At 72.0% G+C, this 17,431-nt stretch carries 15 protein-coding genes; 5 read left to right on the top strand and 10 right to left on the bottom strand.

The genetic code is table 11. The annotated features are described in order from the left end of the window. The first annotated feature begins 84 nt into the window (after nucleotides 1-84). Entirely contained in the window at nucleotides 85-1,656 is a 1,572-nt protein-coding gene (locus tag ACZ7L4_RS20500) for a transporter (protein WP_472104387.1), read from the top strand. A gap of 263 nt (nucleotides 1,657-1,919) precedes the next feature. Here ACZ7L4_RS20500 and ACZ7L4_RS20495 read toward each other — a convergent pair whose 3' ends face one another. The 3 genes from ACZ7L4_RS20495 to ACZ7L4_RS20485 all read right to left on the bottom strand — a co-directional run bounded on the left by ACZ7L4_RS20495 (nucleotide 1,920) and on the right by ACZ7L4_RS20485 (nucleotide 4,204). Then, nucleotides 1,920-2,525 (bottom strand): hypothetical protein, encoded by a 606-nt coding sequence (locus ACZ7L4_RS20495; protein ID WP_472104385.1) that lies wholly within the window; start codon nucleotides 2,523-2,525, stop codon nucleotides 1,920-1,922. Beyond that, nucleotides 2,522-3,145, bottom strand: a complete 624-nt coding sequence (gene iscB / locus ACZ7L4_RS20490) for an RNA-guided endonuclease IscB (RefSeq protein WP_472105606.1) — start codon at nucleotides 3,143-3,145, stop codon at nucleotides 2,522-2,524. Before iscB ends, ACZ7L4_RS20495 begins: the two co-directional genes overlap by 4 nt. Nucleotides 3,146-3,673: 528 nt before the next feature. Beyond that, the gene (locus ACZ7L4_RS20485; RefSeq protein WP_472104383.1) at nucleotides 3,674-4,204 is read right to left on the bottom strand and encodes a DinB family protein; all 531 of its coding nucleotides are present in this window, start codon (nucleotides 4,202-4,204) and stop codon (nucleotides 3,674-3,676) included. Nucleotides 4,205-4,344: 140 nt separating this feature from the next. On the opposite strand from ACZ7L4_RS20485, the gene ACZ7L4_RS20480 reads away from it, so the two are divergent. After that, a complete protein-coding gene (locus ACZ7L4_RS20480; RefSeq protein WP_472104381.1) occupies nucleotides 4,345-5,718 on the top strand; it encodes a PAS domain-containing protein in 1,374 nt (457 codons plus the stop codon). Nucleotides 5,719-5,738: 20 nt separating this feature from the next. On the opposite strand, the gene ACZ7L4_RS20475 is transcribed toward ACZ7L4_RS20480, so the two are convergent. After that, nucleotides 5,739-6,503 carry an SIS domain-containing protein gene (locus ACZ7L4_RS20475; RefSeq protein WP_472104379.1) on the bottom strand — a complete coding sequence of 255 codons (765 nt, stop codon included), beginning with the start codon at nucleotides 6,501-6,503 and terminating at the stop codon, nucleotides 5,739-5,741. A gap of 439 nt (nucleotides 6,504-6,942) precedes the next feature. Between ACZ7L4_RS20475 and ACZ7L4_RS20470 the strand changes: the two genes are divergently transcribed. Further along, nucleotides 6,943-7,635, top strand: coding sequence for a metal-dependent transcriptional regulator (locus tag ACZ7L4_RS20470; RefSeq protein ID WP_327662146.1), 693 nt, complete (start codon nucleotides 6,943-6,945; stop codon nucleotides 7,633-7,635). 523 nt (nucleotides 7,636-8,158) lie between these two features. Then, nucleotides 8,159-9,022 (top strand): alpha/beta fold hydrolase, encoded by an 864-nt coding sequence (locus ACZ7L4_RS20465; protein WP_422431679.1) that lies wholly within the window; start codon nucleotides 8,159-8,161, stop codon nucleotides 9,020-9,022. 81 nt (nucleotides 9,023-9,103) lie between these two features. Here the strand turns inward: ACZ7L4_RS20465 and pdxH are convergent, their stop codons facing one another. Next, a complete protein-coding gene (pdxH, locus tag ACZ7L4_RS20460) occupies nucleotides 9,104-9,739 on the bottom strand; it encodes a pyridoxamine 5'-phosphate oxidase (protein ID WP_472105604.1) in 636 nt (211 codons plus the stop codon). Nucleotides 9,740-9,993: 254 nt separating this feature from the next. Between pdxH and ACZ7L4_RS20455 the strand changes: the two genes are divergently transcribed. Continuing rightward, a complete protein-coding gene (locus ACZ7L4_RS20455; RefSeq protein ID WP_385755550.1) occupies nucleotides 9,994-11,106 on the top strand; it encodes a citrate synthase 2 in 1,113 nt (370 codons plus the stop codon). Between the two features lie 354 nt (nucleotides 11,107-11,460). On the opposite strand, the gene ACZ7L4_RS20450 is transcribed toward ACZ7L4_RS20455, so the two are convergent. From ACZ7L4_RS20450 to ACZ7L4_RS20430, 5 genes are read right to left on the bottom strand one after another with little or no spacing between them, the layout of a single operon-like run. Further along, nucleotides 11,461-12,054, bottom strand: a complete 594-nt coding sequence (locus ACZ7L4_RS20450; RefSeq protein WP_472104376.1) for a TetR/AcrR family transcriptional regulator — start codon at nucleotides 12,052-12,054, stop codon at nucleotides 11,461-11,463. Beyond that, nucleotides 12,042-12,797, bottom strand: coding sequence for an enoyl-CoA hydratase family protein (locus ACZ7L4_RS20445; protein WP_472104374.1), 756 nt, complete (start codon nucleotides 12,795-12,797; stop codon nucleotides 12,042-12,044). Before ACZ7L4_RS20445 ends, ACZ7L4_RS20450 begins: the two co-directional genes overlap by 13 nt. Further along, nucleotides 12,797-14,362: a 4-coumarate--CoA ligase family protein gene (locus ACZ7L4_RS20440; RefSeq protein WP_472104372.1), complete on the bottom strand. Its 1,566-nt coding sequence runs from the start codon at nucleotides 14,360-14,362 to the stop codon at nucleotides 12,797-12,799. Before ACZ7L4_RS20440 ends, ACZ7L4_RS20445 begins: the two co-directional genes overlap by 1 nt. Before the next feature lie 33 nt (nucleotides 14,363-14,395). Continuing rightward, nucleotides 14,396-15,580, bottom strand: a complete 1,185-nt coding sequence (locus ACZ7L4_RS20435; protein WP_472104370.1) for an acyl-CoA dehydrogenase family protein — start codon at nucleotides 15,578-15,580, stop codon at nucleotides 14,396-14,398. Continuing rightward, the gene (locus ACZ7L4_RS20430) at nucleotides 15,577-17,427 is read right to left on the bottom strand and encodes an acetyl/propionyl/methylcrotonyl-CoA carboxylase subunit alpha (RefSeq protein ID WP_472104368.1); all 1,851 of its coding nucleotides are present in this window, start codon (nucleotides 17,425-17,427) and stop codon (nucleotides 15,577-15,579) included. The genes ACZ7L4_RS20435 and ACZ7L4_RS20430 overlap by 4 nt, the downstream gene beginning before the upstream one ends. Nucleotides 17,428-17,431: the final 4 nt, after the last annotated feature.

The raw sequence follows: 17,431 nt of genomic DNA, 5'->3' as shown, positions 1-17,431 counted from the left end.
GCTCTTGGACGAGAGCCCGCGGGGTCCGGGGCAGAGCCCCGAGTCCGCACCGCCGTCGCAGCCCACCGACACCGGACGGCACCCGTGACCACGACCCTGGTCCAACTCAAACTCGCGCTGCTCCGCAACGGCCTCCGCCAATCCGCCGGCCGCCGCGCCGCCTACATCGCCTCACTCCTCGCCGCAGCCCTCGTCGCCGCGCTCCAGCTCCTCGGCCTGATCCTCCTCCACGGCAGCCCGCACGCCGCGACGATCGGCATCCCCCTCACCACCCTCCTCGCCCTCGGCTGGGCCGTCCTCCCGCTCTTCTTCCCCAGCGGCGACGAGACCCTCGACCCCACCCGCCTCGCGATGCTCCCGCTGCGCCCCGACCCACTGGTCCGGGGCCTGCTCGTGGCGTCGCTCGTCGGCATCGGCCCGCTGTTCACGCTCTGCCTCGCGTTCGGCGCGGCATACGCGGTGGCACACGGAGCCGCCGCCGCAGCCGTCGCGGTACTGGCGGTCCCCCTCACCGTCCTCACCTGCGTCGCCCTCGCCCGCACCGTGGCCGCGGCCAACATCCGCCTGCTCACCAGCCGCAAGGGCCGCGACCTCGCCGTCCTGAGCGGTCTCGTCATCGCGGTCGGCGCGCAGCTCGTGAACTTCGGGGTGCAGCGGCTCGGCGCGGCCGGCGGGGTGGACGCGCTCGACCCGGTGGCGAAGGTCCTGGGCTGGATCCCGCCGGCCTCGGCGATCGCTGCGGTCGACGCGACGAGCAAGGGCTCGTACGGCACGGCGCTCGCCCAGACCGCCCTCTGCGCAGCCGCGCTGCTCACCCTCCTGACGCTCTGGCGACGCGCCCTGACCCGCCTGATGACCGCGCCGGACGGCTCCACCATCGAGGCAGCGACCCCGGGACGCCGCCGCACCACCACCCGGCGACGCCTCCTCCCGGAGGGCCGCACCGGGACCGTCATGGAGCGCAGCCTGCGCTACGTATGGCGCGACCCGAAGACCAAGGCGGCCTGGGTCACCTCCCTGGCGATCGGCCTGATCGTCCCCGTCTTCAACGCCCTCCAGGGCACCGGCACCGTCTACTTCGCGTGCTTCGCCTCCGGGATGCTCGGCATCCAGATGTACAACCAGTTCGGCCAGGACACCTCGGCGTTCTGGATGGTGGCGATGACGATCGCGTCCCCGAAGGACGCCTACGCCGAACTACGCGCGCGTGCGTACGCCCTGCTCCTGATCACGCTCCCGTACGCCACGCTCGTCACGGTCGTCACCACGGCGATGCTGGACGCCTGGCCCGACCTCCCCGAAGTCCTCGGCCTCTCCTACGCCCTGCTCGGCGCGATGCTCGCGACCGGCGCGTGGACCTCGGCGCGCTTCCCGTACTCGATCCCGCAGGAGGGCTACAAGAACGTGGCGCCGGGTCAGGCGGGTCTGGCGTGGATCTCCATCTTCGGCGGCATGGTCGCCGCAGCCCTGCTGTGCGCCCCGGTCCTGGCCCTGACGATCACCCTGCACGCGACGGGCTCGGCCTCCTGGAGCTGGATCCTGCTGCCCGTCGGCGCGGCGTACGGGGCGGGGGCGACGCTCCTCGGCCTGCGCCTGGCGGCCCCGCGCACGGCGGACCGGCTGCCGGAGATCCTGCTGGCGGTGAGCAAGGGCTGAGAACGCAGACGACCCGCGAGCCTGGGTTCCTCCCGTACGAGACGGTCGGAAGCCGGCCGGACGTACCGGCGGCCCGCGGGTCGGGTGACTGCTTGGGATTGGGCCGGCTGCACGCACATATCGCGCGCTGGTCCGGCGCCGAATTCGAAATGCGACGTCGGGCCGCTAGCCCGCAGTCACCTCAACTGTCCGGCGTACATACATTCTCCGAACCACCTCCCTTCATGTCGTGCCATGCAGACTAGGAACCCTCACGGCAGGTCTCAACCGATTTTCCGAGACATTGACGCACCGGCTTCCTGGCGACTGCTGTACGCATAGCCGTCCGCCCTTTGCAGCACACGCAGGTGGAGGTACGAGACGTTGATGCGGCCGCTTGGCGTGGTGAGACTGTGCTGGCCACGGGCCCGGACCGAGATGCGGCCCGTCCAGACGCCCGCCCACTTGCCCCTCGGGATCTCGGCTCGCACCAGGTCCCCGGTGACGTATCCGAAGTGCTGTTTCCTCCGCTCGCGCCGGAGCCGGGGGAATCCGAAGCGGTCCGGTGTCGTACGCGCGTAGGAGCCTCGGCCGGTTGCTTCGAGCACCAGTAAGCGGTCCGGGACACGGACGATGGTGTCGCCCCTGTCCTGATCGAGAGGTTCGACGGCGAGGGCGTCGAGGGTGTGGGTCTTGCTCAGGCCGACCGCCGCACGGTTGTCGCTGGTCGTCCGGCTCGGCCATGACCGGATGGTCACCGCGAGGCTGTCCAGTGCGCGAAGCAGCTTGGGCTGCACGGCGTTCATGGCTGCGGCGTCGCGCAGTGAGGGCTTGAGCGGAGCGATGATCTCGGCCAGCCGCTCGGGACTCCCGGCCAGGAACATCGTCACGGGGGGCCGTTCGTCGCGCCGCAGTATGCACAGGCGCGGGACCACCTTTCGCGGAGATGGCTGCGCGCGTCGGTACCAGCGAGTGTTCCCTGCTGGTACTCGGTGCCGTACAACTGCCTCCCCGCGCTCAAGGAGTGGGTGTCGAACGCCGTTTCCTCGACGTGGACTTCGGTGACGGGGGCGTAGCGGCAGATGCGGGTCGTGACGGAGACGGTGGTGTCCACGCGATGCCGCAACGAGGGCGGCAGCCAGTCCGTCGAGTGTGTGCGGTTGGCTGATCTGGGCGCGCGGTAGCGGAGGTTGGCCGAGCGACGTCGGCGGCGGTATCCGGCGCGTTGTTGCATGGTGTGGCGGATTCGGTCGCCGCGATGCCGGAGTTCGGCGCTGATCAAACCCCGTCGAACGATGGCGAGAACGCCCTGCCCCCGCACCTCCCGCTTCTCGTCGGTGAGCGCCAGTCCTGTGCCCCTGGAGCCCGGATCGATGCGCAGCTGCACCCCATCGACCACGGATTCGGCCCGCTTCCGGTCCTTCAACCGGATGACGAAGGGAGCCTGTCGCGCCACGACGGCCCGTCCCTTGCGGAGGAGTTCGCGTGCGCGGGCAGGGTGGCAGGGCATGAGTGGATGCCCGTCCTTGGCCAACACGAAGACTCTGCCCGCTCCGTAGCCGCCTTCGTAGTTCTGGGGTGTGGGAGCGTCACCGCTCCCGTTCTCTGCCTGATCGGCGTGACGCCGACGGGCCTGGGTGCCGTGCCCGTCGGTCTCCCCTCGCCCATGTTCCCGGCCGGTGCCGCGCCGCTGGGCGGCGTGGTGTCCGTGAGCCGTTTCGTCCCTGCTCCCAGGGTTGTCTGCTCCCACGGATTCCAGGGCCCGGCGCTGAGGAAGCACGCCGGGGTAGGTCTTCTCGCCTGCCGGAAACGTAGCCATCGAAGGGGCATCTCCTTCGTGACGATGACTGGGGCTGGCCGCCCATCGGCTGTTCGGCCGGGGAACAGGCGGCCTCCCTTCTGATGTGTGGCAGTGACGCTACGGGCCCGGATCCAGCGGCGACGGGCAACGTGGATGCCGCCCCCGAATACGTGAATTCAAGGAAATGTCAGTGCTGGATTCTGAAGGAGACGCTATGCGTGGAAGGCGCGACTTCTCCTACGCCCCCGCCGTCCCGTCGATCGCCTCGCGGAGCAGGTCCGCGTGGCCGTTGTGGCGGGCGTATTCCTCGATCAGGTGGGTGAGGATCCAGCGGAGGGAGACCTTGGGGTCGCCGGTGAAGGCGGCTTCCGCCGGGGAGAGGGTGCCGGTGGCGTCCAGGGGGGCGGTCGCGGTGAGTTCGCGGGAGCGGGCGATCTGCGTGCGCCACTGGGCCAGGGCGTCGGGCAGGGTGCGGTCCTCGGTGAGGGTGAAGGCGTTCGGGCCCCCCGTCTCGTACACCGGTGGGGTGTCGGGGGCGCCGGCGAAGACCCGCTGGAACCAGTTGCGTTCGACCTCTGCCAGGTGCTGGACCAGGCCGAGGAGGGTGAGTGACGACGAGGGGATCGCACGCGCGCGTGCCTGTGCGTCCGTCAGGTTCGCGCACTTGACGGCCAGTGTCTCGCGGTGGAAGTCCAACCAGCCTTCGAGGGTGGAGCGTTCGTCGGAGGCCGGGGGCGGGACGGGGCGGCCGTCGGGCAGTGTCGTCATAGGTTGCATGGTGGTTGTATGTGCTCTTCCGTTTCTCCGAACTTCCGTGAAGTCCGTGTGGGATGCGTCACGTTCGAGTTGAATGATCTGGAGCGGTACGAGGAATTCGTCGCGCCGACACAGCCTGCAGGGGGTTCCAGGTGAGTGCTTCCCGGCGTAGTGGGACCACTGACGCGCTCGGGCCCGAGGAGCCGGAGCCGGACGGGGCCGATCTGCTGGCCGCGTTGTTGGACGGCATGGACGCCGCGTTGTGCGCCTTCGACGCCGATGGGGTCGTGACCCATTGGAACCGGGAGGCCGAGCGGGTGCTCGGCTGGTCGGCCGAGGAGGCCGTGGGGCGCCAGGGGTTCGCGGGGTGGGCCGTGCGGCCCGCGGACGCGGAGGAGGTGCAGGGGCGGCTGCTCGCCTCGATGCACGCTCCGGGGCGGCAGGTGAACGAGTTCGCGCTGCTCACCAAGGAAGGCGGCCGGGTGCTCGTGCGGACGCAGTCCGCGGCCGTGCGGGGGGCCGACGGGAAGCCCGCCGGGGTGTACTGCGCCTTCAGCGAGGTGCACGCACAGATCGATCTGGAGCGGTCCATCGCGCTGAGCGAGGCCCTGTTCGAGGACGCCGCGTGGGGTGTCGTGCTTGTCGACGCGGATCTGCGTCCCGCCGTGATGAACGGGCATGCGGCGCGGGCCATGGGCACCGGCCGTACGGCCGCGCTGGGGCGGCCGCTCGGGGATCTGGTCGGGCAGGGCGTGGAGGAGCTGGAGAGCGCGCTGGCCCATGTGCTCGCCGAGGGCGCGCCGCCGTCCCCTACGGAGGTGTGGGTGACGCTGCGGCGGCCCGGCGAGGGCGGTGGGCGTACGGAGCGGCGGTGCTGGCGCAGCGGTTTCGTGCGGCTGGCGTCGCCGCTGGCGGAGGAGCCGGTGCCGTTGGGCGTCGGGTGGCTGTTCCAGGACGTGACCGAGGCGAAGCAGAACGAGCAGGAGGCGGCGCAGCTGCGCTTCCGGTCGCAGCAGTTGCATCGTGCGGCGCGGGCGGCGGCCGAGTGCGAGAACCCGGCCGAGGCGGCGACCGTGCATCTGGACTTCGCGCTGGCGGGTTTCGCGGATCACGCGGTGATCGATCTGGTGGCGAGCGAGGAGCCGCTGCGGCTCGTGCGGGCGGCGGCCACGCCTTCGGGGGCTCCGGGGCCGAGCCTGCTGGTGTCGCGGGGTGCGCTGCCGGTGCGGTACGCGGCGGGGCATCCGGCGTTGCAGTGCGTGGAGCGGACGGGTTCGGTGCGGGCCGCGGCGGAGGGTGGCGTGGTCCGTGGGGACTGGGCGTTGGACCGGCAGTGGCCGGAGGGCACGGTGTTCGCGTTGTGCGCGGTGCTGCGCAGCCGGGGCAGGACGGTCGGCGTGGTGACGTTCCTGCGGGGTGCCAGCAGGGCCGGGTTCGAGCGCGGGGACGCCGTGTACGCGGAGAGCGTGGCGGCCCGGATCGCCGGTGCGGTGGATCTGGCGTGGGCGCTGGCGGCCGAGCGGTAGGGCCGCCGGGCGGCCCGGTTTCAGCGCCGGTAGTAGATCCGGTCCCCGTACTCGTCGAACACCCGCGCGTTCCACTCCAGGCCGCCGTCGACGTTCCCCGAGCGCAGCAGCGGGGGCTGGATGCCGCGGTCGGCGAGGGTCGCGGCGCAGGTCGCGAGGGTCGCCTGCATGAGGGCGCTGGCGGTGACGGTGGAGGCGGGCGCGAAGGGGGTGTCGACGCCTTCGTGGGTGAGCTCGGCGTCGCCGATCGAGATCTTGGAGTCGAGGACGACGTCGCAGTGGTCGCGCAGGTAGCTGCCGGAGGCGTGGCGGGAGGTGGGGGCGTCGGGCCCGGTCGCGTACGACAGGGAGGTGACGCCGATGACCTTGATGCCTGCGGCGCGGGCGCTGAGGGCCATCTCCACGGGGAGCGCGTTGCGCCCGGACAGGGAGATGATGATCAGCGCGTCGCCCGCGCGCGCGGGGCTGGCCTCGAGGACCGCCGCCGCGAGCCCGTCGACCCGTTCGAGGGCGGAGCCGAGCGTCGCGGGCATGACGTCGATGCCGACGGTGCCGGGTACCGACAGCAGGTTCATCAGGGCGAGGCCGCCCGCCCGGTAGACGACGTCCTGCGCGGCGAGCCCGGAGTGGCCCGCGCCGAAGGCGAAGAGGCGGCCGCCGTCGGCGACGGTGTCGGCGAGGAGGGTGCCTGCGGCCGCGATGTTGTCGGCCTCCTCGTCACGGATCCTGGTGAGGAGCCCGATGGAGGCGTCGAGGTACTGCGCGGCCGGCCTGCTCTCGCTCATCGACGTGCCCCTTGGGTCCTGGTGAGTCGGTCGGATCTCGGTGGTGCGTGGCTCGTTCGCGGATCACGGTGCGGTCTGGACCAGTGCTCTGTCAATACGCTTCCCGGCCCCGCGTGGCCGGGTGTTTCCCTGGCGCGTCACGGTTGTCAGCGGTATGCGTCAGAATTGAGTTCTGGGTTCCAGGGCCCTTCTGACGGATCAGGTTGGATACGGGAGGCCGCGACATTCGGCTCCGCGAGCGGGGGCTGGTGTGTGCAGCTGCAAGGCGGAGGAGGGCGTCAACGCGAAGCGTTGGCAACCGACGACAACGCCGCAGATGCGCGTGCCAGGGCCCGCGACTCCAGCAGGATCCGTCAGAAGGGCCCTGGGGCCGGCGCACATGCTGCGCGGTCAGCCAGCGGAGCTGTCGCGAAGCTAGAGAGCTACACGAGGGGCACGTATGTCCGGACTGATCGACACCACGGAGATGTACCTCCGCACCATCCTCGAGCTGGAGGAGGAAGGTGTGGTCCCCATGCGCGCCCGGATCGCCGAGCGGCTCGACCAGAGCGGGCCGACGGTGAGCCAGACCGTGGCCCGCATGGAGCGGGACGGCCTGGTCGCCGTGGCCGCCGACCGGCACCTGGAGCTGACCGACGAGGGCCGGCGCCTCGCGACGCGCGTGATGCGCAAGCACCGGCTCGCGGAGTGTCTGCTCGTGGACGTGATCGGCCTGGAGTGGGAGCAGGTGCACGCGGAGGCCTGTCGCTGGGAGCACGTGATGAGCGAGGCGGTGGAGCGCCGCGTGCTGGAGCTGCTCCGCCACCCGACGGAGTCGCCGTACGGGAACCCGATTCCGGGTCTGGAGGAGCTGGGCGAGAAGGACGGGGCGAACCCGTTCCTGGACGAGGGCATGGTCTCGCTGTCCGACCTCGACCCGGGTGCCGACGGCAAGACGGTCGTGGTGCGCCGCATCGGCGAGCCGATCCAGACGGACGCGCAGCTCATGTACACGCTGCGCCGGGCGGGCGTGCAGCCCGGTTCGGTGGTCAGCGTGACGCAGTCGCCGGGCGGGGTGCTCGTCGGCAGCAGCGGTGAGGCGGCGGAGCTGGAGGCGGAGATCGCCTCGCACGTCTTCGTGGCGAAGCGCTGAGCCGAGCGCCCCCTTCTGGGCCGGGCGTCAACTTCCGTGTCGTGCGGTTAAGTTGACTTGTATCCGCACATGCTGCACTTCCGCGCAGAAAACAAGATTCACTGTGCGGAACCGCAGCGATCGGACGCTCGGCGTGCAAGGCTGTCGCGTGAGGCATATGACCAGAGGGGGCCGCATGGACCGGCCGATCGGGGCGCGACGGGCCTGGGGGGCACGGGGTGCACCGGAGGCGGCGTCGAACGCCGCGCCACAGACAGAGGGCCCCGGCGCCTTGCGGCGCCGGGGCCTGTCCTCCCCTGTTCCGACCCGGAGCCCCGAGCTCCCAGGGTCGATCCCCTCGGACCGATTTCCCCGAGCGGTCCGCCTCCCGCTGAAGAGATCCCCTCGACAGCGCCGGTCATTCCTTGAGTTCCGTCACTCAAATGAGGGGTGTTGTCCGAGAGCGACGCGCTTTCGAAAACAGGTTCGATAGCGTGCGCGGGTACGCGACTGCAGGCGCGACCACAAGGGGGTGCCAGGGCCTATGGCACGGCGCATCGACGTGACCGGAGCGGGCGGGATTCACCTGGCCGCCTGGGAATTCGCCGACCCGCCCAAGTCGGGCGAGGTCGGCCACAACCCCGGAGTACTGCTGCTGCACGGGCTCATGGGGCGGGCGTCCCACTGGGCGGGGACGACGCGGTGGCTGGCCGAGCGGCATCGCGCGGTCGCCCTGGACCAGCGCGGGCACGGACAGAGCGACAAGCCGCCGCAGGGCCCGTTCGACCGGGAGGCGTACGTCCTGGACGCGGAGGCGGCGCTCGTCCAGCTGGGGCTGGAACCGGCCGTTCTCATCGGGCACTCCATGGGAGCGCTCACGGCGTGGCAGCTCGCAGCCCGCCGGCCCGATCTCGTCCGCGGCCTGATCATCTGCGACATGCGGGCCTCGGCCCTCGGGGCGGCCTCCCAGCGGGAGTGGGAGGACTGGTTCAAGTCGTGGCCGCTGCCGTTCGCGACGCTCGCGGACGTACGGAAGTGGTTCGGGGAGGACGACCCCTGGGTCGAGCGGCCCAACCCCGCGCGCGGGGAGTTCTACGCCGAGGTGATGACGGAGACGGCGGACGGCTGGCGGCCGGTGTTCTCCCGGCGGCAGATGCTCGAGGCGCGCTCCACGTGGGTCTACGACGCGCACTGGGAGGAGCTGGCGGCGGTCCAGTGCCCGGCGCTCGTGCTGCGCGGGCTCGACGGGGAGCTGGGGCGGGCGGAGGCGCAGGAGATGGTTCGGGTGTTGCCGCGGGGGGTGTACGGGGAGGTGGCCGATGCGGGGCATCTCGTGCATTACGACCAGCCGGAGGCGTGGCGCTCCGCGGTTGAGCCGTTTCTTGACGGGGTGCTGGCGGAGTTGTGACCGGGGGGCGGGGTTGACGTCGCGGGGCTCTGCCCCGGGCCCCGCGCCTCAATCGCCGGCGGGGCTTGAATGGCTCACCCGTCAGGGGCTCAGCCGCTCGACGAGCCACGCGGTCGCCTCCCGGACGTAGCGCAGGCGGTCGTGGAGGCGGTTTTCGCGGCCCTGCCAGAATTCGATGGACTGCGGGGTGATGCGGTAGCCGCCCCAGTGCGGGGGGACCGGGACCTCGGTGCCCTCGGGGTAGCGGGCGGACAGGCCCGCGTAGTGGGCGTCGAGTTCCTCGCGGGAGGCGACCACGGAGGACTGCGCGCTGGTCCAGGCGCCGAGCTGGGAGCCGTGCGGGCGCGTGTGGAAGTACGCCTCGGTCTCGGCCCGCGACGTACGCTCCGCCGTGCCCGTCACCAGGACCTGGCGGCCCATCGGGTGCCAGGGGAAGAGCAGCGCGACGTGCGGGTTCGCGGCGAGGTCGCGTGCCTTGCGGGAGCCGTAGTTGGTGTAGAAGACGAAGCCCGCGTCGTCGTACGACTTGAGCAGCACCGTGCGGGAGCTGGGGCGGCCCTCGGCGTCGGCGGTGGAGACGACCATGGCGTTGGGTTCGGGCAGCGGGGAGTCCGGGGCCGCCGCCTGTTTGAACCAGCGCGTGAACTGTTCCATCGGGTGCGGGGCGAGGTCGCCCTCCAGCAGGCCGCCGTCCTGGGCGCGGTACTGCTCGCGCATGTCGGCGAGGTCGAGTTCGGGATCGTCGTGGGCACTCACGGCGTCATCCTGCCGGACGGAACGGTACGGACGCACTCAGGGTGAAACATGGCACTGAGTGCCGCGAGCTATCGCCAACTGTGGCACCGAGGGTTATCTTCCAGGGACCGAAACGGTTCAGCCGCCTGCCGTACGGGGCATCACGGGTGTACCCCCGTCCAGACCACGGGTGATCCAGCACCCGGACCCGCCCACGCATCCAGAGGAGCCGCCCGATGTCCGACCTGACCCCCGGCTTTGTTCCAGGCCTCGAAGGTGTCGTCGCGTTCGAGACCGAGATCGCCGAACCGGACAAGGAAGGCGGCGCCCTTCGCTATCGGGGCGTCGACATCGAGGATCTGGTCGGCCACGTGTCGTTCGGGAACGTGTGGGGGCTGCTGGTCGACGGCGCCTTCAACCCGGGCCTGCCGCCGGCCGAGCCGTTCCCGATCCCCGTCCACTCCGGTGACATCCGCGTCGACGTGCAGTCGGCGCTCGCCATGCTGGCGCCCGTATGGGGCCTGAAGCCCCTGCTGGACATCGACGAGCAGCGGGCCCGCGACGACCTCGCGCGCGCCGCCGTCATGGCGCTGTCGTACGTCGCGCAGTCCGCGCGCGGGCAGGGCCTGCCGATGGTGCCGCAGCGGGAGATCGACAAGGCGGACACCGTCGTCGAGCGGTTCATGAAGCGCTGGCGCGGGGAGCCGGACCCGAAGCATGTCGCGGCCGTCGACGCGTACTGGACGTCGGCCGCCGAGCACGGCATGAACGCGTCTACGTTCACGGCCCGCGTCATCGCGTCCACCGGGGCGGATGTGGCGGCGGCGCTGTCCGGGGCGGTCGGGGCGATGTCCGGGCCGCTGCACGGCGGGGCGCCCTCCCGGGTCCTCGGGATGATCGAGGAGATCGAGCGGACCGGGGACGCGGACGCGTACGTTCGGCGGGCGCTGGACAAGGGCGAGCGGCTGATGGGGTTCGGGCACCGGGTGTACCGGGCGGAGGATCCGCGTGCGCGGGTGCTGCGGCGGACGGCCCGGGAGCTGGGGGCGCCGCGGTTCGAGGTGGCGGAGGCGTTGGAGAAGGCGGCGCTGGCGGAGTTGCATGCGCGGCGGCCGGATCGGGTGCTGGCCACGAACGTGGAGTTCTGGGCGGCGATCGTGCTGGACTTCGCGGAGGTGCCGGCGCACATGTTCACGTCGATGTTCACGTGTGCGAGGACCGCGGGTTGGAGCGCGCACATTCTTGAGCAGAAGCGGACGGGTCGGCTGGTCCGCCCTTCGGCCCGCTACACGGGTCCGGCGTCCCGTCCTCCGCAGGAGATCGGCGGCTACGGGGACATCGCCCGGTAGCCGACCCGTGGCCGGGGCCCGGTGTCCGTTTGGCGGCACCGGGCGCCGCCTTGCCCACCCTGCCGCCCAAGGCGGCAGATTGCCCAAGGCGTGGGCGCGGCACCCCGTGGGGCCTACGCCCCTGGAGGGGGCGGTGGGTGGGAAATTGGGCGGGGGAACGGGCCGGGCAACGGGGGCCTGGCGGGGCGGTGCGGGCAGGTATTTCAAGCCCCTGCGGCGATTGAGCAGCGGGGTCCGGGGCGGAGCCCCGTGGCGTCGGCCGCGGCTCCCGGGGCCGGGCCCTGCCGAGGGCGCCGGCCGCGCCGGGGGCCGCCTTGCCCACCCTGCCGCCCAAGGCGGCAGATTGCCCAAGGCTCAGTCGACCGGATCAAGCCCCAAGGTGCGGTCGACCAGGGACCCCCATTCCGCCACCACCCGGTCGCGGCGCGCCCTGTCGTCTGTGAGGAGGTTCGCGAGGCCCAGGCCGCGGGCCATGTCGAGGAGGCCCTGGACGACCTCCCGCACCCCGGGGACCGACTCGTCCGCCCCGAGGAGCTCCACCGCGATCCGGTGGGTCTCACGCCCGACCCGCGCCTCCAGCTCGGTCACCCGTCCCCCCAGTTGCGGCTCGTTCGACGCGGCCACCCACAGGTGCAGCGCCGCCCGGAACAACGGCCCCGTGTAGAGGTCGACGAGCGCCGCCACCGCCTCCGCACGCCCCTGCGGACGCAGCCCGCGCAGAGCGGTGGAGCGCTCCTCCGCGACGTACTCGACGGCCGCCGTGAACAGGTCCTCGCGGGTCGGAAAGTGATGCTGGGCGGCGCCCCGCGAAACACCCGCGTGCTCGGCGACGACGGAGACCGTGGACCCGGCCCAGCCGTGCGCGGCGAGGCAGGCGACCGCGGACTCCAGGAGCCGCTGCCGCGTCACCCGCGAGCGGTCCTGCTTCGGCAGCGTCACAACACCCATGCGGCATCCCGTCGTTCAAGAAAGGCGGTCATGCCCTCGCGGGCCTGCGCGGAGCCGAACAGCCGCGCGGACAGCGCCGTCAGGGACTCCGCGTCCCGGTCGAAGGCCTCCAGGACCTTAACCGTGAGCAGCCGCTTCGTCTCGGCCAGGGCCTCGGGGGACGCCTTCCGCAAGCCTGCGAGCAGCGGTTCAAGGGCCGCGTCCACGTCGTCGCCCGCCACCGTCACGAGCCCGATCCGTGCCGCCTCCGCCGCGTCGAACCGCTCCCCCGTCAGGTAGTAGCGGCCCACCGCGCGCGGATCGAGCCGCGGCAGCAGCGGCATGGAGATCACGGCGGGCGCGACCCCGATGCGTACCTCGGTGAAGGCGAAGGACGAGGCCGGGGAGGCCGCCGCCATGTCGCACGCGCCCAGCAGGCCGAGGCCACCGGCCCGTACGTGCCCGTCGACGCGCGCCACGACCGGCTTGCCGAGCTCCACGAGCTGCCGCAGGAGCCCCACCAGCGCGTCCGGGTCCGGCGGATCGCGCAGGTCGGCGCCCGCGCAGAAGGTGCCGCCTGTGTGGGTGAGGACGACCGCGCGTACGCCGTCGTCCTTCTCGGCATCGCGCAGCCGCTCCCCCAGCTCGCCGACGAGGGCCGCCGACAGGGCGTTGCGGTTGGCGGGCGAGTCGAGGGCGAGGGTGGTCACGCCGCGCTCGTGGGCGTGCGCCACCAGGTTCCCGGGCGCGTTCTCGACAGCCATCAACTCTCCCTCAGTTCGCGGCGCAGGATCTTCCCCGAGGCCGCGCGCGGCACCCCTTCGATGAACACGACGCGGCGGATCTTCTTGTACGGGGCGACGCGTTCGGCGACGTACGTCGTCACGTCGTCGGCGCCGAGCGCGGGGTCGGCGCGGACGACGAACGCCTTCGGTATCTCGTTGCCGTCCTCGTCGAGGACGCCGACGACGGCCGCGTCGGCGATGCCCTCGTGCGTGAGCAGCAGCGCCTCCAGGTCGGCGGGGGCGACCTGGAAGCCCTTGTACTTGATGAGTTCCTTGACCCGGTCGACGACGAACAGCCAGCCGTCCGCGTCGACGCGCCCCACGTCCCCGGTGCGCAGCCAGCCGTCGCAGTCGATCATGTCGGCGGTGGCGTCGGGGCGGCCCAGGTAGCCCTTCATGACCTGCGGCCCGCGGATCAGGACCTCACCGGGCTCGCCGGGCGCCGCGTCCTTCGCCGGGTCGTCGAGGGACACGATCCGCATCTCTGTCGAGGGGATGAGCCTGCCCACCGCGCCGGGAGGTGGGTTCTTCGCGTCGTACGGGACGGCGTGCGTGCCGGGCGAGAGCTCCGTCATGCCGTAGGCCTGACCGACGGGCGGCAGGCCGAGGCGGCGGGCGCAGGCGAGGGCGAGTTCGCCGTCGAGGGGCGCGGCGGCGCTGACGACGTGCCGCAGCGACGACAGGTCGTAGCCCTCCACGGCCGGGTGCTTGGCGAGGGCGAGGACGATCGGCGGGGCGACGTACAGGTGGGTGATGCGGTGCTTCTCGATCGCCGCGAGGAACGTGTCGAGTTCGAAGCGGGGCAGCACGACGACGGTGGAGCCCTGCCGCAGCGGGCCGTTCATGAGCGCCGTGAGGCCGTAGATGTGGAAGAACGGCAGGACGGCGAGGATGCGGTCGCCGGGGCCCGTCGGAAGGACGGGCTGGAGCTGTTCGAGGTTGGTGGCGATGTTGCGGTGGGTGAGCATGACGCCCTTGGGCGTGCCGGTGGTGCCCGAGGAGTACGGGAGCGCGGCCACGTCCTCGGCCGGGTCGATGGCGACGCGCGGCTCGGGCGCCCCGGTGCCGAGCATGTCCATGAGCGAGCGGTGCCCGGAGTCCCCCGCCGGGTCGCAGACGAAGATCTCCCGTATGCCGCCCGCGAGTTCGGCCGCCGCGCGGGCCGCCTCGATGAAGGGCGTGATGGTGACGATCCAGCCGGCGCCCGCGTCGCGCAGTTGCCGCGCGAACTCCTGGGGCGTCGACAGCGGGTGCACGGTGGTCACGGAGGCGCCCGCGCGCGTGGCGCCGTAGAACGCCACCGGGTACGCGATCGTGTTGGGGCTGTGCAGCGCCACCACGTCGCCCTTGCGCACGCCCGCCTCGGCGAGCCCGGCCGCCACCTTGCGGTGGAGGACGTCGAGCTGGGCGTACGAGAGGGTGGTGCCGGCCACCCCGTCGACGAGTGCGGGGGCGTCGCCGCGGGCGGCCGCGCCCCCGAGCACGGCGTCGTGGATGGGCTCGTCGACGATTGCGACGTCCGCGTACTCACTCACGTACACCATGCCGAACTCCTCACTGAAACACGCCAGTTGGGGTCAGTACGACTTGGGCAGGCCCAAGCTCTGGTGGGACACGTAGTTGAGGATCATCTCCCGGCTGACCGGGGCGATGCGCGCCACCCGGGATCCTGTGATGAGGGAGGCGAGGCCGAACTCGCGGGTCAGGCCGTTGCCGCCGAGCGTGTGCACGGCCTGGTCGACGGCGCGCACACAGGCCTCGGCGGCGGCGTACTTGGCCATGTTCGCGGCCTCCCCGGCGCCCATGTCGTCGCCCGCGTCGTACAGCCGGGCCGCCTTCTGCATCATCAGGCGGGCCAGCTCCAGCTCGATGTGGACCTGTGCGAGCGGGTGGGCGACGGCCTGGTGGGAGCCGATGGGGGCCTGCCACACGGTGCGCTCCTTGGCGTACTCGACGGCGCGCCTCAGCGCGTAGCGGCCCATGCCGATGGCGAAGGCGGCGGTCATGACGCGCTCCGGGTTGAGCCCGGCGAAGAGCTGGAGCAGTCCTGCGTCCTCGTCACCCACGAGAGCGTCCGCGGGAAGCCGTACGTCGTCAAGGGTCAGTTCGAACTGCTTCTCCGGAGCCTGGAGTTCCATGTCGATCCGGCGTCGCTCGAAGCCGGGGGCGTCGCGCGGGACGATGAACAGGCAGGGCTTGAGCTTTCCGGTGCGGGCGTCGGAGGTGCGGCCGACGATCAGCGTCGCGTCCGCGATGTCGACGCCGGAGACGAACACCTTGCGCCCGTTCAGCACCCACGAGCCGTCGTCGTCCTTGCGGGCGGTGGTGGTGATGCGGTGCGAGTTGGACCCGGCGTCGGGTTCGGTGATGCCGAAGGCCATGGTGCGGCCGCCGTCGGCGAGGCCGGGGAGCCAGGCCCGCTTCTGCTCCTCGGTGCCGAAGCGGGAGATGACCGTGCCGCAGATCGCGGGCGAGACGACCATCATCAGCAGCGGTGACCCGGCCGCCCCCAACTCCTCCAGGACGATGGAAAGTTCGGCTATGCCGCCGCCTCCTCCGCCGTACTCCTCGGGCAGGTTGACGCCGAGGTAGCCGAGCTTGGCGGCCTCCGCCCACAGCTCCTCGGGGTGGCCCTCGGCGGCGGTGACGCGGGTCATGTAGTCGCGGCCGAACCGCTTGCCGAGGGCGGCGACGGCGGCGCGCAGGGCCTGGTGCTCCTCGGTTTCGAGAACGGGAGCGGCGGGAGCGGCTTGAGCGTTCACGACTGTTCCTCCTGGACTACGGCGAGCAGCGCGCCGACCTCGACCTGGTGGCCGACGGCGGCGTGCAGGGCGGTGAGCGTTCCGGAGGCGGGGGCGAGGATGCGGTGCTCCATCTTCATCGCCTCCAGCCAGATCAGGGGCTGTCCTGCGGTGACGGCGGCGCCTTCGGTCAGCCCCTCGGCGACGCGGACGACGGTGCCGGGCATGGGCGCGAGCAGGGAACCGGGGGCGCGCTGCTCGCTGGGGTCGGTGAAGCGGGGCAGGGCGGTGAGGGCGGCGCCGTTCACGTACACGCGGTCGCCGTAGGCGGCGACGGCGTACTTCCGCCGTACGCCGCCCACTTCGAGGACGACCCGGTCGGGTGCGGCGTGCACCACCCGCACCCCGTCGGCCTCGAGGCCTTCGCGGGTGTGCCGGTAGCGGACCTCGTGCTCGGTGCCGTCGGGTTCGGTGCGGTAGCGCTTGGACTGGGGCGCGGAAGGCACGTTGCGGAAGCCGCCGAAGCGGTGGCGGCGGGTGTCGGCCAGGGCGGCGGCGAGCGGCGCGTACGGGTCGGGGTCGGGGGCCGTCAGGTCGGCGAGGTGCCGCTCGTAGAATCCGGTGTCCATGCGGGCGCCGGTGAACTCGGGGTGCCGCAGGGACCGGACGAGCAGGTCCCGGTTGGTGACCGGGCCGTGCACCTCGGCGCGTTCCAGGGCCCCGGCGAGGGCGCGGACGGCGGCGGCGCGGGTGGGCGCGTGCGCGACGACCTTGGCGAGCATGGCGTCGTAGTGGACGCCGATGGTGTCGCCGTCGGTGTACCCGGTGTCGAGGCGGACGCCCGCTGGGACGGAGAGGCGGTGCAGGGTGCCGGTCTGCGGGGCGAAGGAGGCGGCCGGGTCCTCGGCGTAGAGGCGGGCCTCGACGGCGTGGCCGCGCGGGACCGGGGGCTCGGGGTCGAGCGCCTCGCCCTCGGCGATCCGGAGCTGGAGCGCGACGAGGTCGATCCCGAACACGGCCTCGGTGACCGGGTGTTCCACCTGGAGGCGGGTGTTCATCTCCAGGAAGTGCGCGGTGTCGCCGTCGACGAGGAACTCGACGGTTCCGGCACCGACGTATCCGGTGGACCGGCAGGCCCGCTCCGCCATCTCGTATATGAGATCTGATACGCCGTGCATCAGATCCGGCGCGGGTGCCTCCTCGACGACCTTCTGGTGGCGGCGCTGGAGCGAGCAGTCGCGTGTGCCGAGCGTCCATACGGTGCCGTGCGCGTCGGCGAGCACCTGCACCTCGACGTGGCGACCGCCCTCCACGTACGGCTCGACGAAGACCTCGCCGTCACCGAAGGCGGATCGCGCCTCGGCCCCGGCAGCGACGATCTCCTGTGCCAGATCGCCGAGTTCGCGTACGACCCGCATGCCGCGCCCGCCGCCGCCCGCGTCCGCCTTCACGAGCACGGGCAGGTCGGCCGCCGTGATCTCCGTAAGCGGCGCGACACCCAGCAGCTCCTTGGCCCGCGTCTTCGACGCCATCGCCTCGATCGCCTCGGGCGGCGGCCCGATCCAGACGAGCCCGGCGTCGGTGACGGCGCGCGCGAACGCCGCGTTCTCCGAGAGGAAGCCGTAGCCGGGGTGCACGGCGTCGGCGCCCGCGTCGAGGGCGGCCTTCACGACGAGGTCGGCGCGCAGATACGTCTCGGCGGGCGTGGCGCCCGGGAGGCGTACGGCGAGGTCGGCCTCGCGGACGTGCAGGGCGTCGGCGTCCGGGTCCGAGTGCAGGGCGACCGTACGGATGCCGAGGTCACGGCAGGTGCGGAAGACGCGGCAGGCGATCTCGCCGCGGTTGGCGACAAGAACACTGGTGATCATCAGA

The sequence above is a fragment of the Streptomyces sp. NPDC107575 genome (assembly GCF_055657265.1).
The sequence above is the reverse complement of the archived record's forward strand: the minus strand, read 5'-3'. Positions and strand labels throughout refer to the sequence as shown.

What these genes read in the sequence shown, in the direction of transcription:
- iscB (WP_472105606.1), bottom strand. Translation starts at nt 3,145, where the DNA reads ATGCCCTGCCACCCTGCCCGCGCACGCGAACTCCTCCGCAAGGGACGG.
- ACZ7L4_RS20485 (WP_472104383.1), bottom strand. Translation starts at nt 4,204, where the DNA reads ATGACGACACTGCCCGACGGCCGCCCCGTCCCGCCCCCGGCCTCCGAC.
- ACZ7L4_RS20475 (WP_472104379.1), bottom strand. Translation starts at nt 6,503, where the DNA reads ATGAGCGAGAGCAGGCCGGCCGCGCAGTACCTCGACGCCTCCATCGGG.
- ACZ7L4_RS20470 (WP_327662146.1), top strand. Translation starts at nt 6,943, where the DNA reads ATGTCCGGACTGATCGACACCACGGAGATGTACCTCCGCACCATCCTC.
- ACZ7L4_RS20465 (WP_422431679.1), top strand. Translation starts at nt 8,159, where the DNA reads ATGGCACGGCGCATCGACGTGACCGGAGCGGGCGGGATTCACCTGGCC.
- pdxH (WP_472105604.1), bottom strand. Translation starts at nt 9,739, where the DNA reads ATGCGCGAGCAGTACCGCGCCCAGGACGGCGGCCTGCTGGAGGGCGAC.
- ACZ7L4_RS20455 (WP_385755550.1), top strand. Translation starts at nt 9,994, where the DNA reads ATGTCCGACCTGACCCCCGGCTTTGTTCCAGGCCTCGAAGGTGTCGTC.
- ACZ7L4_RS20450 (WP_472104376.1), bottom strand. Translation starts at nt 12,054, where the DNA reads ATGGGTGTTGTGACGCTGCCGAAGCAGGACCGCTCGCGGGTGACGCGG.
- ACZ7L4_RS20445 (WP_472104374.1), bottom strand. Translation starts at nt 12,797, where the DNA reads ATGGCTGTCGAGAACGCGCCCGGGAACCTGGTGGCGCACGCCCACGAG.
- ACZ7L4_RS20440 (WP_472104372.1), bottom strand. Translation starts at nt 14,362, where the DNA reads ATGGTGTACGTGAGTGAGTACGCGGACGTCGCAATCGTCGACGAGCCC.
- ACZ7L4_RS20430 (WP_472104368.1), bottom strand. Translation starts at nt 17,427, where the DNA reads ATGATCACCAGTGTTCTTGTCGCCAACCGCGGCGAGATCGCCTGCCGC.